This window comes from Marinobacter confluentis, assembly GCF_004785685.1.
Classification (GTDB): Bacteria; Pseudomonadota; Gammaproteobacteria; order Pseudomonadales; family Oleiphilaceae; genus Marinobacter; species Marinobacter confluentis.
The window spans coordinates 345,759-359,470 of sequence record NZ_SRPF01000003.1 but is presented as its reverse complement, the minus strand read 5'-3'; the positions used below and the strand labels follow the sequence as shown (position 1 = coordinate 359,470).

Below are 13,712 nucleotides of genomic sequence, written 5' to 3'. Positions count from 1 at the left end.
ATGCCGTCAGGGCTAAATCAGAAGAATCTGTCGATCCGAATCAGACTGATGTGTTGCGGTTCCCATTCCGTATGTTCCTCCTGGGACACAGTTATTAGAGCTCTGTGATAAAGATGTTATTGGACATCAAGGGCCGGCTATCAGATGGTATGTCCATGTCTTGCATGGGTGCTTACTGGTTTTATGAGTAAGCGTTCAAGAATTTTAATCAGAAGTCGGTGTAACATTCAGCGTCTGTGGGTGTCTTTCAGAGCGAACCGTTTCTTTTTTAACTAATGGATTAAGTTATGAATTCGAAAAAGCTCATTCTGCTGGCCGTTATTGGTGTCGTGGTGGCAGTGTTTATCGGCTTTGGCGGGCCGGAATTACTGACTCTGGAAAACCTGCAGAAGAATCAGGCTTCCCTTGAGCAGTGGATCAGCCAGAATCTGCTGGTGGCGGTGCTGGGATTTGCCGGTATTTACGTGTTGGTCACTGCGCTTTCACTGCCCGGGGCCGCCATTATGACCCTGGCCGGCGGTGCGTTTTTCGGAAACGTATTTGGTTTGATCGCCGTTTCCGTGGCGTCCACCATTGGCGCTTCCCTGGCCTTCCTGGTGGCCCGTTTCCTGATGCGGGATACTCTGCGGGAGAAGTACCGGGAGACGGTCGCCAAAATGGACCGCGGCATTCAGAAAGATGGCGCCTTTTACCTGGCAACGCTGCGGCTGGTGCCGGTATTTCCGTTCTTCCTGATCAACCTGGCCATGGGCCTGACGGCCATGAAGTTGAAGACCTATGCGTTGGTGAGCTGGGCCGCGATGCTGCCGGGCACGTTTGTTTATGTGAACGCCGGTACCCAACTGGCCCAGATTGAATCCACCGGTGACATTCTGTCTGCCGATCTGCTGTTGTCATTTGCGCTGCTTGGCCTGTTCCCGCTGATTGCCAAATTCATCGTCGGCTTTATCCGCAAGCGCCGGGTCTATGCGGGTTGGCAGAAGCCTGACTCCTTTGACTACAACCTGCTGGTCATCGGCGGCGGTTCCGCCGGGCTGGTGTCGGCCTACATTGCTTCTGCCGTGAAGGCGAAGGTGGCGCTGATTGAAAAAGACAAAATGGGCGGCGACTGCCTCAACACCGGCTGTGTGCCGTCCAAGGCCCTGATCCGTAGCGCCAAGGCCGCGGACACCCTGCGCCACGCCAACCGCTATGGCCTGGAGTCGGTGCCGGTCAAGGGCTCGTTCAAGAACATCATGAAGCGCGTTCAGGACGTGGTGGCGAAAGTGGAGCCCCACGACTCACCGGAGCGCTATCGCAAACTGGGCGTGGACTGCATCTTTGGTACTGCCAGCTTCGTCTCCCCCTGGGAGCTGGAAGTGGTTCACAACGATGGCCGCGTCGAGCGCCTGACCGCCCGCAGCATCGTGGTGGCCACCGGTGGCCGCCCCGCTGTGCCGCCGATTCCCGGCCTGGCGGACATGGAGCCGCTGACCTCGGACAACCTCTGGTCCCTGGACACCCAGCCGGGGCGCCTGCTGGTGCTTGGAGGTGGCCCGATCGGCTCGGAGCTGGCCCACGCGTTCCAGCGCCTTGGCAGCCAGGTGACCCAGGTTGAAATGGGTGACCGCTTGCTGGCCAAGGAAGATGCGGACGTGGCTGATGTGGTGATGAAGCAGTTCCGGGAAGACGGCATCGACCTGCGCCTGAACCACGCCGCCAGCGAGTTCGCCATCGAAGACGGCGAGAAAGTCGCCTACTGCGACCACAACGGCGAGCGGGTGCGGATTCCTTTCGACCAGGTTCTCGTGGCCGTGGGCCGGGCAGCCAACACCAAAGGGCTGGGACTGGAAAAAATCGGCGTCGAGCCACTGCCCAACGGCACGGTGCCGGTAGAGGAAGACATGAGCCTGCGCTTCCCTAACGTATTTGCCTGTGGCGATGTGGCTGGCCCCTATCAGTTCACCCACGCCGCCGCGCATCAGGCCTGGTATGCCGCGGTGAACGGCCTGTTCGGTCAGTTCAAGCGCTTCAAGGTGGATTACCGGGTTATGCCCTGGGTGACCTTTACCTCTCCGGAAGTGGGCCGTGTGGGCCTGAGCGAGGCCGAGGCCAAGGAAAAGGGCATCGCCTATGAAGTCACCCGCTACGGCCTGGACGATCTGGACCGTGCCATTGCCGAAAGCGCCGATTACGGCTTTATCAAGGTGCTGACGCCCCCGGGCAAGGACAAGATCCTGGGCGCCGTGGTCGTGGGCACCCACGGTGGGGAAATCCTGGCGGAATTCACCCTGGCGATGAAGCATGGCCTGGGCCTGAACAAGATTCTGGGCACGATCCACCCCTATCCGACCTGGAACGAATCCGCCAAGTACGCCGCCGGCGAGTGGAAACGCGCCCACGCGCCCCAGGGTGTTTTGAACCTGTTAGAAAAGCTCCACGGCTGGCGCCGGGGCAAGAACTCCGGCGACAAGGCTGGAAAGTATTCGACAACGTAAAGTAACCCTATGATTCCTGAACACGGAGCAGCTATGCCCCAGACCCAAACCGCCGAGAACCGCATTCCCGTTGTGGAGGTGCTGGAAGCCCGGGCCCGCGACAGCTGGACCCACACCCGCAACGGCGATCCTCGCGGCTACATCGATGCCGACCGGCTGAAAGAGCTATGGATTCACACCGGCACCGCCTGCAACCTGGCCTGTCCTTTTTGCCTGGAAGGCTCACACCCGGGTGATGGTCGCATTCCCGGAATGAAGTTGAGCGATGTAAAACCGTTCATCCACGAAGCACTGGACATGGGCGTGGAACAGTTTTCTTTCACAGGTGGTGAGCCCTTCGTGATCCGGGATTTTGTGAACATCCTGAATTACGCCAGCCAGCACCGCCCCTGCTTCGTGCTGACCAACGCCACCGACCCGCTACTGAAACGTAAGCACCAGGTGACGCCGCTGCTGAATAACCCCTATCCAATTCACTGGCGGGTGAGCCTGGACTTCCCGGACCGCGCGCGTCATGACGTTGATCGTGGTGAGGGCAGCTTCAACAAGGCGTTGGAAGGTATCCGCTGGCTAGTAGACCAGGGTTTTGAGGTGTCCATCGCCCGCCAGACCGATGAAGACGAGATTCCAGCGAACGTTGAAGCAGCTTTCCGGGAGATTTTCCGTGAATGGGGCATCCCTGAAACCCTGGCCTTCACCGCCTTCCCGGACCTGGGCACACCCGGCTCGGAAGACGGTAGCCCGGAGATCACCGAAAACTGCATGGAAAAGTACCCGACTAAAGAAGCGCGGTCGCATTTTATGTGCACTTACACGCGGATGCTGGTGAAGAGGGATGACAAAGTGCGGGTCTATGCCTGCACGCTGGTGGACGACGACCCGCAGTATGATCTGGGCGGGACGCTGGCGGAAAGCATGGATGAGCGCATCATGTTGCGGCATCACCGGTGTTTTGCCTGTTACCGGTTTGGGGCTAGTTGTTCGGCTCCGTCTTGATTTTGGAGTTGCCTTCGGTTGTAGGACTGGTTGCTGGGAGTTGGCGGCATGGGGGTAGCCACTGCAATTCGCTGGCGAAGGGTAAAGATAAAGACTTTTGACGACGCGTACGGAGTCGGGGACGGCATAGCGGGAATTGAAACAAGGGGACGGTGGGCAGGGGTTCAGAAAACGTTGAGCGCCAGGGATGGCGCGATCGAGCCCTACAGGGACGTATTTACGGGCGTTTTTCTGAACCCCTGCCCGCCGGCGCCGATAACTCCCAAACCAGCAGCAACCAAACCAGGCCCCGGACAAAAAGAACGAGGACAAGACAAAGAATGAACTTCACAGAAGCAACCCTGTTCTGGGGATTCCTGGTGGTTTATGGGGTGGTGATGTATGTGCTGTCGCCCAAGAGCAAGAACGCAAATTCCTTTTACAAGGGCGCGGATGATCAGGGCAACCCGGTGGGTCAGTGGTCACTCACTGCCAGTATTTTTATCAGCTGGATTTTTGCCAAGTCGGTGACCAATGCCGCTAACCTGGGCGCGGCTTACGGGGTGACTGGCGGCCTGGCTTATGCCAGTTACTGGCTGTCGATTCCGGTGGCGGGTTACATCATCTACCTGATTCGTACCCAGACTGGCGCCCGCAGCCTGCAGGAATTTCTGACCTCACGCTTTGGCCGGCTGGCCAGTCTGGCGTTTGCGGCGGCGATTCTGATTCGGCTTTATAACGAGGTGTGGAGTAACACCGCGGTGGTGGGTGGCTATTTCGGGCTGCCCGGCGAGTGGGAATACTGGACTGCAGCCATGCTGTTTACCATGTTCACCCTGGCCTACAGTCTGAAAGGCGGGCTGCGGTCGTCGATTTTTACCGATGTGATCCAGACCTTCGTGTTCGTGTTCTTTGTGGGGGCGGTGCTGTTCCTGATTATTCCGGCCAACGACACCAGCGCCCTGCTGACCAACGGCGAGTTCAAGTTAAACGCCGGTTTTGATCTGTTGCTGGTCGCCCTGCTGCAGATGTTCAGTTACCCTTTCCACGATCCGGTGCTCACGGACCGGGGTTTTGTGAACAAAGAGAAGACCATGCTAAAGAGTTTTGTGGTCGCCGGTCTGCTGGGCTTTGTGGCGGTGTTTATCTTCAGTCTGGTGGGTGTGCACGCGCGGCTGAACGGTATCGAGGCCATGGGCAATGCGCCGGCGGCGGTTGGTCAGTCTCTGGGGCTGGCGGCGCTGTTCTTTATGAGCGTCATCATGATGACATCCGCGGGATCTACCCTGGACTCCACCTTCAGTTCCCTGGCCAAGTCCCTGGCGGTGGATCTGCCGCGTTTGGCGAGGCGGGCGAAGGACCGGTTGCCGAGTGTGCGTGTGGGAGCGGTGATCATGATCATCTTTGCCTTCCTGGGAAATATCCCGATGTTTGCCGGCACCGACATTCTTCTGGCCACAACCATTTCCGGCACCATGGTGATGGGGCTGGCGCCGGTGTTTCTATTCTATGGTTTTACCCGCTGGTCGCCGTGGAGCTTTCACCTGAGTTTCTGGACCGGGCTGGGCCTGGGTATTCTACTGTCGGCGGGGCTGATTCCGGACAGTTGGGCCATTGGCGATGGCGCCTATGCGCTACTGTTGGGCACTAATGCCTACGGCTTCCTGATCTGCACTGCCCTGTTCTTCCTGCCCCTGGCGCTGAGGCTGCTGTCCGGGCGCTCACTGGCCGCCGGTGAGGCGTGACCATGACTGAAGGCCGCAATTGCCCGCTCGCCTATCGCTACCGGCCTGAGGACCTGTGCGCCGAGCCTGAGCGGGTGGATGCGGATGTGCTTTATGTGATCGGAGGGCTCTACGGAAACCCCTACTCGCTGGATGAAATCGAACGGATGGCTGCGGAGGAGGAGCGCAACGGCCGCTCGGTGGCACTGGTGTTCAACGGTGACTTCAACTGGTTTAACGCCAGTGACAGCCTGTTCCGAAGCATGAATGAACGGGTTCTGAAACACACTGCCAGCCTGGGTAATGTGGACTATGAGCTGGCGAATCCGAATGATGGTGCGGGCTGTGGCTGCGCCTACCCGGACTTTGTCGACCAGGGCGTGGTGGAGCGCTCCAACGCCATCATGGAGCGCCTTCAGGGCATCGCCGTCGGGCATCCGGATATTCAGGAACGATTGAATGCTCTGCCGCGATTCCGGTGCTTGATGTTTGGAGGCCTAAAGGTTTTGGTGCTGCACGGTGATCCTGAGTCCCTGGCGGGCTGGGGCCTGGCTTACGAAGCCTTTGAGGGCGGAAACGAAACGGCAGTGCGAGACTGGTTCGGCCATTGTGGGGCAGACGTGATTGCCTGCACCCATACCTGTCTGCCGGTGCTCTGGTCAGGGCAGGTCGCAGGGCGCCTGCGCTTGGTGGCAAACAACGGCTCGGCGGGTATGGGAAACCTTGTTGGCGATGCCCGCGGGCTGATTACCCGGATCGCGGCAGGCGAAGAATCCGGTCTGTCAGTGGCGTCTTTCAAATCGGGCAACGTCAGCGTGTCGCTGCAGCCCGTGGCGTTTGATAACCAGGCCTGGCTGGCGGACTTTGACCGGCTATGGCCCCCCGGCTCTGCTGCTGCAGAATCCTATCGCAGACGGCTGGTGACGGGCACGTCGGTTCAGGCGACGGACGTGGTTTTTCCTCGCCAAAGCTGACTAACGGGGGCGCTGACAAACCATCGCAGAGGGGCTATTCTGAAGGCTGTCGGGACGGTTCGGTTGCCGGGCCAGGCGGGCCCACAACTTGATAAATATTTTGTGGTCTATATAATTCACTGCCTAACTTTTCAAGCGAAACTCTCACATCATGACCTCAGACAGCGCGAATTCCACCGCCATTGTGCTTCGCCCGCCGGTGAAAGACGATGGCTACAGACTGCACCAGCTAGTGGCTGAGTGCCCGCCACTCGATCCCAATTCTATCTACTGCAACCTGTTGCAGTGCAGCCATTTTGCCGCGACTGGCGTTGCTGCAGAAAAGGATGGAGATCTGGTCGGTTTCATTTCCGGGTACATTCCGCCAGAACAGCCTGAGACAGTGTTTGTCTGGCAGGTTGCGGTACACGAGAAGGGTCGTGGCGCGGGGTTGGCGAAACGCATGCTCAAAGACATTGTCGCCCGTGACGCCTGCAGGAATGTGACCCACATGGAAACCACCATTACCCAAGACAACGAAGCGTCCTGGGCGCTCTTCCGCTCATTTGCAAAGGATATGGGGGCTGAACTGACCTACCACGAGCACTTTGAGAAAGGCGTTCATTTTGGCGGTCAACACGATTCCGAATTTCTGCTGAGGATTGGGCCATTTACCCGGCAGGCATGAATGAATTCACCCATTCTGCAACAAGATTGATGGACAGATTATGAGTAGCAAACAGCACACCGTGGAGAAAATCGGCGGCACCTCAATGAGTGATTACGAGGCCGTCCGCGACAACATCATCATCGGTAACCGTGAAAAAGACGACCTTTACCAGCGTATCTTTGTGGTATCCGCCTACGGCGGTGTTACCGATGAACTGCTGGAGCACAAGAAAACCGGCGAGCCCGGGGTTTATGCCCTGTTCGCCGATGCGGAATCCGACTGGGCCTGGGGCGATGACCTGACCAAGCTGGTCAAGTTCCTCACCGATAAAAACGCTGAACTCTTCCCCGACCCGATGCTCAAGCAGCAGGCGGATCAGTTCATCACCGATCGCATCGAGGGCGTTCGCGGGTGTCTGATCGACCTTCAGCGTCTGTGCTCCTACGGCCAGTTCCAGCTTGAAGAACACCTACTGACCGTGCGTGAAATGCTGGCGGGCATCGGCGAAGCCCACAGTGCCTTCAATACGGCGCTCAAATTACAGCAGGAAGGTGTCAATGCACGGTTTGTGGACCTGACCGGCTGGCGCGATTCGGAACTGCTGCCGCTGGATGAAAAGCTGAAGCAGGCTTTCGACGCGGTGGATCTGACTCGCGAACTGCCCATCGTCACCGGCTACGCCCAGTGCCGTGAAGGCTTGATGCGCACATTTGACCGGGGCTACAGCGAGATGACTTTCAGTCGCGTTGCTGTCATCACGGATGCCCGCGAAGCCATCATTCACAAGGAATATCACCTGAGTTCCGCCGATCCGAAAATTGTCGGGGCCGACAAGGTTGTGCCCCTGGGTCGTACCAATTACGACGTGGCGGACCAGCTGGCCAACCTGGGTATGGAAGCGATTCATCCGAAGGCCGGAAAGGGCCTGCGCCAGAACGAAACGCCGCTGCGGGTGATGAATACCTTTGAGCCGGAACACACCGGCACGCTGATCACCGGCGATTACGTCAGTGAAGTGCCACAGGTAGAAATCATTGCCGGCGCCAAGGGTGTATTCGCGATCGAAGTATTTGACCAGAATATGCAGGGCGAGCCCGGTTCCGACCGTCGCATCCTGGATGTGCTCAGCCGCTTCAAGGTGCGTTTCATGGCTAAGGACACCAACGCCAACACCATCACCCATTACGTGGGCAGCACGCTGAAGCATGTGAAACGCGTGGTCAAGGCGCTGCAGGAAGAGTTCCCCAACGCCGAGCTCAGTACCCGCAAGGTCGCGCTGGTATCAGCCATTGGCAGCGATATGAAGGTGCCGGGCATCCTGGCCCGTTCGGTCAAGTCGCTGGCGGATGAAAGCATCAGCATTCTGGCCATGCACCAGTGCATGCGTCAGGTGGACATGCAGTTTGTGATCGACGAGGACGACTATGAGAAGGCCATAGTGGCACTCCATGGCGTTCTGATTGAGCCCCACAATCATGAGTATGCTATCGTAGCTGCGTGATCGCGGCCCCCGCCAAAGCAATCCAGCTCAGGTCCGTTTGCGTATTTTCAATCAGATACGTGACCGGAACCTGAGCTATGAGTGAACTGCAAAGCCTGGGACCGTCTCCGACCCAAGCCCACCCCGGCGATACCGAATCCCTTGTTGGGCTTTACTTCAGGGATGCGTCCCGTTACCAGCTGTTAACTGATGTCGCCGAGAAGAAACTCTCTCGCCGACTGTCTTTCTGTTATCGCGTTATCAGTCGTGATCTGGCACTGCCTGCCGACACCCCGCAGACGTACCGGGAGGTCGTTGGCAGCCTGGGTGATGCCTGTGCCTTCTCGACCCGCAGTCGACGGGCCTATCATCTGGCATCGGCCAGCCGGCGCTTGCTGATTCAGAGCAATCTGCGCCTGGCCGTGCATATTGCCCGACGGTACGCCAATCGCGGCATCCCGATGACGGATGTTATTCAGGACGCCAACGTAGGTCTGATCAAGGCGGTCGAACGTTTCGATCCGACCAAGGGTTTCCGTTTCTCCACCTACGCCTACTGGTGGATCAGTGAGGAGGTCAAGCGGTGCATGAAACGGGGTACCCGGCTGGTTCACACACCGGAAAATGTGGTGGACGAGATACGGATGCTTCAGAAAGCGTCCCTGGCACTGCATCAGAGCCTGGGGCGGATGCCATCGCAGTCAGAACTGGCAGAAGAAATTGAAGTGTCGCCGTCTAGAATTGGCGAACTGAGGGCCCTGGCGATTGCTGAAGTGTCGGTGGATTCGCCGGTTTCGTCAGGCGTGGATATCACCCTTGGTGACAGCTTGAGTGCTGGTGAGCAGTCGGCTCCGGATCACGATATGGCAGATCGTGATCGCAAGCGCACCCTGGCCGCATTGCTGGCCGAGCTTGATGAGCGTGAGCAGGATGTGCTGTCGCGCCGTTTCGGGCTGGGTCTGCCGGAGCCGGAGACGCTTCAGGTGATTTCCGATGATCTGGGGATCAGCAGGGAGCGGGTCCGCCAGATCGAGAAAGGAGCCATCAGAAAACTGAAAAGCCGTTTCGACAACACGGATTTCATTTACCCGTAGAAGAAAATAGCGCATGCGGCCAGCTGGCAGAGGACCACAACCGAGGTCAGCCCCAGCCGCAGGCGCAGATACCAGTCAGGCCAGTAAACCCGCATCCATCTTGCATCCACGATATACAGCCCGAGATAGGCCAGGGTGAAGAGCACGGCCTGTCCGGCAGCAGGCAGCAACAGGCCGAGACCGGCGGACACGAAGAAAAGCTGGCTGAGCAACATGGTGACCAGCGGCGACAGCGGGTAACAGCGATTGTCCAGCTGCATCGCCAGAGGCCAGTAAATTCCCGCCATGAACGCCAGAATGCCGGCGCTGTAAATATAGAAATACTGGAAAATCAGGGCGCTGTCCTGTTTCATCGCCAGCAGTGAGATGATCGCCGCGATAAACGGAATCAGCCCGGCAACGCCCACCAGAATCGCCAGTCTGGCGACAGCAATCATGAGTTGGGCCCCTGCACCCTGATTCTCATAGGTTCCACACTGGAAGGCTGCATGCCCACCATTTCGTTGTAGGCAGAGGCATGAACCACTTCTGTTGAGGAAATTCTGAAAGCTCCCAGGGTATCCTGTATCTGCCAGCTGCTGCGAAACAGTCGGGTTTTGCCCTCAGCATCGCTCAGCAGGCGGTATTCACCGTCCATCAACAGTCTGGCCATGTACTGCTGGCCCTCGATGGAAATGATCTCCAGCAGATCAATGGTCACGTCTGATGTTCGCTTAAGGTCGTTTAGGGTAATTCGCACAGGTGTGACTCCGGGAAAGTGTGCTGCCGGAAGTTTTACGACCGATAGATTATTTGAGATCAGTCAATAGTCTGAATCACTTGATTTTCTTTTTCAGCTTGGCCCAAGGGCCTTGCACTGTGCGTGCCGGGGGCAGCAGGTCAAGTGATCGTTCACCATTCCGGTGGCCTGCATGAAAGCGTATACAATGGTCGGTCCGACAAAGTTGAATCCCTCGCGCTTCAGGGCTTTGGACATGGCGACCGCCTGGTCCGTGAAAACGGGCACGTCTTCGAAAGCTACCCAGTGATTCTGAATTGGCTTCCCGCCCACAAACGACCAGAGGAATTCACTGAAGGACGTACCATCAGCGGTCAACTGCAGGTAACCCCGGGCATTGCGGATGATGGATTCGACCTTCAGCCGGTTGCGGATAATGCCGGCGTCCGCCAGCAATGACTGGATTTTGTCCTCGTCGTAGCCGGCGATACGCTGGGGGTCGAACTGGTCATAGGCAGCGCGGTAGCCGGATTGCTTCTTGAGGATGGTCAGCCAGCTCAGCCCCGCCTGCTGTCCATCCAGGCACAGCTTCTCGAACAGCGCCAAGCTGTCGTATTCGGGAACGCCCCAGACCTGATCATGGTAAGCCACATAAACAGGGTCATCGCCACACCAGGGACATCGCTGTTCTTGCATGGTGCCTCCTCAGGCCGGTTTGGTGATCGGGTGAATGATTCGGTGAAAAAGCCATCGGATGGGTTCCGGGTCTGCGATGTCGGACCCGACGTTCGCCAGATTCACTGCCCCGGGAATCATGAACCCGGAGGGCCGGTTTTCGCCCTGGTAGACAACCGTGATCAGATAACCGGCAACGCCGCCAACCGATGCCTGCCAGTTCTGTCCGGATTGATCTCCTGAAAGCCCGAAGTCACGGCTGACACAGAGCGTTCGAAGGTTGTTGGCGATACCCCGTCCTGTGGCTTTCAGCCAGGCTTCCTTGAGTGTCCATACGGTCAGGAACGCTTCGGCATCATCGTCAGGAATCAGCCAGGCCTGCTCTTGGGATGAGAACCAGCGGTTCACAACCTTCTGCCAGTGAGGTCGGCGGGTCAAGGGTTCGATGTCCAGGCCCAACGGTGTTCCGGCAGCCACTGCGCAGCCGGCCAGCCCGCCGCTGTGGCTGACAGAGAGGCACCATCCCGGAGGCCAGGCTGACAGTTCGGGGCGGCCGTCAACGGGCTGGCACTGGCTGGCTTGGTGGCCTGATGCTGCCGCCAGGGCCTGGCGGATCAGCCAGCGACTGGCCAGGAAATCACGGCGTGGTCCCTGGGTAAGCCCGGCCATCCGGTCAATCTCCCGTGCGCTCATCCAGTCGGGTGGCCTTGCTGCTGTGATGTCTGAACTGCTGCATAGCCAGACCGTTGGGCCCGCCTCAGGGTTGCAGTCGTTCAATGGACCACCCATCGCCTTTGCGAGTGTATTCAAAGCGGTCATGCAGGCGGCTTGGCCGACCCTGCCAGAACTCAATGCGTTCAGGAATCACCCGGTAGCCACCCCAGAAATCCGGCAGCGGCACCTCGCCTTCGCTGAATTTGCGTTTCATTTCAGCCACCTTCTGTTCCAACAGCCCCCGGGAGGTGATGGCCCGGCTCTGTTCGGAGACCCAGGCGCCGATCTGACTGCCTCGTGGTCGGGAGGCAAAATACCTGAGGGATTCGGTTTTGCTGACTTTTTCTACCGCACCCTGAATTTTCACCTGCCGGTTCAGGTCCAGCCAGGGGAACAGCAGCGCGGCCCTGGGATTGGCCGCCAGTTCCCGGGCCTTGCGGCTGCCATAGTTGGTGTAAAACACGAAACCGGCATTGTCGAAATATTTCAGCAGAACGGTGCGGATGTCAGGCAGGCCATCGTCGCCGGCGGTTGCCAGGGACATGGCGTTGGGCTCCAGAATGCCGGCTGCTCGTGCGTCCTCAAACCAGTGTTCAAACTGCCGGACAGGGTTGTTGTCCAGGGCTTCGCGGTCCAGGCCGGTGCTCTCAAAATCCCGGCGCATATCTCCTATATCCACAGAGTGTTTCCTTTAGCAGACAGACGTTATGTTGGCGGCAACAGCCATCAGATACTGCCTGCCAGAATATCCAGTTCACCGACGAATGTCAGTTCATGAACCACAGGCGCTCCGGTTACAAATGGTAAATATTTTTCTGTGACCCAGTTAGCGCTTTTGAGTCGTATCTCAATTCGATTTATATAGTCAGCGGCTACATGTCCGCCCAATGAGACTGAGAAGGGAATTGATGATGATGTTAGCGAATTATGATGTGTCGCTGGTGGCTGCGTCTTTCGTAGTGGCGGTATTCGCGGCGTACACCGCTCTGTATTTCGGTGCTCGCCTGACCGACACTTCCGGCAAGGCCCGTCTGGCCTGGCTCGGGTTTGGTGCTCTGGCCATGGGTACCGGTGTCTGGACCATGCACTTTGTAGGCATGCGGGCCAGCCCGATGATGTCCGAGATGACCTATGGCGCTGGCCTGACCGCCGTGTCCTGGCTGGCAGCATTGATAGCGTCGGGTATTGCGCTCCACCTGATCGGCCGGCAGACCCTGTCTGTGACAACACTGCTTTTGGCCAGCGTGGCCATGGGTGCAGGCATCGTCACCATGCATTACCTGGGCATGTACGCAATGAACATGTCCGCAGCACCCGTCTTCAACACCCTTTGGCTGGGCATTTCCATTGTTGTCGCACTGGTTGCATCGGGCGCCGCTCTGGCGATCTGCCGTCGCGTCAGTCAGGAAACCGGCAGCAAAGCGCTGGTGTTGCAACTGGTATCAGCGCTGGTTATGGCGACAGCGATCTGTGGCATGCATTACACAGGCATGTTGGGAATGACCTATCCCCAGGGAGCCGTACCGGCGGCTGATAATATCCTCGGGGGCGAGTTTCTGGGCCTGCCGCTGGCGCTGGTCTGCACCATACTGCTTGGTTTTTCAGTGTTTATTACCGGGCTGGATATCAGTTCACGCCGCCGCGCACGGCAGTCTGCCGAGCAGGAAAAGCAGTGGGTTGAATCCGCCGCTTTCACCGACAGCAGCACCGGCCTGGCGAACCGCTCGGCACTGGAGCAGCGAGTGCTGGAGCGAATCGCTGCCGAAGACGGCCCGGATTCATTTGCCCTGATCTATCTGGATATTGCCAATTATCGTGAAATGTCAGTGGATCAGGACGCCCCCGCGCTCGAAAATACCGTTCGGTTCATCGCAACGCAGCTGGCCTCTTGCCTGAGTGACAGAACCTATCTTGCCCGCTATTCCAGCAGTTCTTTCATCGTACTGGTGGACAATCATCTGAGCAGCGAGCACAGCTTTATGTATAAACGGCTGCGCAATCTGGATGGCCTCAAAACCGAAGGCGGAGTGCCCGTTCTCTGGCGCGCAGGCCAGTCTGTCTATCCGGACACCGGACATTCAAGCCGCCGCCTGATCCGGGCCGCCATGGTTGTCAATTCCCTCGATAACGTGGGCTCCTTTGACAATCTGGCGGATGATCCCAACATGATCAGAACCGGGTCCTGAGGACCGTAATGGGCCGCCACGGCTGACAAAACGGCCCGCTGAGGGC

Annotated in this window: 13 protein-coding genes; 8 read left to right on the top strand and 5 right to left on the bottom strand. The window is 58.2% G+C overall.

Annotation, left to right across the window (positions count from 1 at the left end; genetic code table 11):
* Window positions 1-287 precede the first annotated feature (287 nt).
* From E5Q11_RS12145 to E5Q11_RS12115, 7 genes are all read left to right on the top strand, one after another.
* Window positions 288-2,477, top strand: a complete 2,190-nt coding sequence (locus E5Q11_RS12145) for an FAD-dependent oxidoreductase (RefSeq protein ID WP_135803687.1) — start codon at window positions 288-290, stop codon at window positions 2,475-2,477.
* A gap of 33 nt (window positions 2,478-2,510) precedes the next feature.
* Window positions 2,511-3,473 carry a radical SAM protein gene (locus E5Q11_RS12140; protein WP_135803686.1) on the top strand — a complete coding sequence of 321 codons (963 nt, stop codon included), beginning with the start codon at window positions 2,511-2,513 and terminating at the stop codon, window positions 3,471-3,473.
* A gap of 320 nt (window positions 3,474-3,793) precedes the next feature.
* Entirely contained in the window at window positions 3,794-5,197 is a 1,404-nt protein-coding gene (locus E5Q11_RS12135; RefSeq protein WP_135803685.1) for a sodium:solute symporter family transporter, read from the top strand.
* A gap of 2 nt (window positions 5,198-5,199) precedes the next feature.
* Window positions 5,200-6,150 (top strand): hypothetical protein, encoded by a 951-nt coding sequence (locus tag E5Q11_RS12130; RefSeq protein ID WP_135803684.1) that lies wholly within the window; start codon window positions 5,200-5,202, stop codon window positions 6,148-6,150.
* A gap of 151 nt (window positions 6,151-6,301) precedes the next feature.
* The gene (gene ectA, locus E5Q11_RS12125) at window positions 6,302-6,817 is read left to right on the top strand and encodes a diaminobutyrate acetyltransferase (protein ID WP_135803683.1); all 516 of its coding nucleotides are present in this window, start codon (window positions 6,302-6,304) and stop codon (window positions 6,815-6,817) included.
* A 40-nt stretch (window positions 6,818-6,857) separates the two neighbouring features.
* Window positions 6,858-8,300, top strand: coding sequence for an aspartate kinase (locus tag E5Q11_RS12120; protein ID WP_135803682.1), 1,443 nt, complete (start codon window positions 6,858-6,860; stop codon window positions 8,298-8,300).
* A 77-nt stretch (window positions 8,301-8,377) separates the two neighbouring features.
* Window positions 8,378-9,373, top strand: a complete 996-nt coding sequence (locus tag E5Q11_RS12115; protein WP_135803681.1) for a sigma-70 family RNA polymerase sigma factor — start codon at window positions 8,378-8,380, stop codon at window positions 9,371-9,373.
* On the opposite strand, the gene E5Q11_RS12110 is transcribed toward E5Q11_RS12115, so the two are convergent.
* The 5 genes from E5Q11_RS12110 to pdxH all read right to left on the bottom strand — a co-directional run bounded on the left by E5Q11_RS12110 (window position 9,364) and on the right by pdxH (window position 12,144).
* Window positions 9,364-9,810: a DUF3429 domain-containing protein gene (locus tag E5Q11_RS12110; protein WP_135803680.1), complete on the bottom strand. Its 447-nt coding sequence runs from the start codon at window positions 9,808-9,810 to the stop codon at window positions 9,364-9,366. The two genes, E5Q11_RS12115 and E5Q11_RS12110, sit on opposite strands and share 10 nt — an antisense overlap.
* Entirely contained in the window at window positions 9,807-10,112 is a 306-nt protein-coding gene (locus tag E5Q11_RS12105; RefSeq protein ID WP_135803679.1) for a DUF6482 family protein, read from the bottom strand. The genes E5Q11_RS12110 and E5Q11_RS12105 overlap by 4 nt, the downstream gene beginning before the upstream one ends.
* A 93-nt stretch (window positions 10,113-10,205) precedes the next feature.
* A complete protein-coding gene (locus tag E5Q11_RS12100; protein ID WP_135803678.1) occupies window positions 10,206-10,787 on the bottom strand; it encodes a DNA-3-methyladenine glycosylase I in 582 nt (193 codons plus the stop codon).
* A 9-nt stretch (window positions 10,788-10,796) separates the two neighbouring features.
* Window positions 10,797-11,585, bottom strand: coding sequence for a 4'-phosphopantetheinyl transferase family protein (locus E5Q11_RS12095; protein ID WP_225315029.1), 789 nt, complete (start codon window positions 11,583-11,585; stop codon window positions 10,797-10,799).
* A complete protein-coding gene (gene pdxH, locus E5Q11_RS12090; protein ID WP_210426329.1) occupies window positions 11,524-12,144 on the bottom strand; it encodes a pyridoxamine 5'-phosphate oxidase in 621 nt (206 codons plus the stop codon). Before pdxH ends, E5Q11_RS12095 begins: the two co-directional genes overlap by 62 nt.
* 247 nt (window positions 12,145-12,391) lie before the next feature.
* Here pdxH and E5Q11_RS12085 point away from each other — a divergent pair, with 247 nt between their 5' ends.
* Window positions 12,392-13,666, top strand: a complete 1,275-nt coding sequence (locus E5Q11_RS12085; RefSeq protein ID WP_225315028.1) for an MHYT domain-containing protein — start codon at window positions 12,392-12,394, stop codon at window positions 13,664-13,666.
* Window positions 13,667-13,712: the final 46 nt, after the last annotated feature.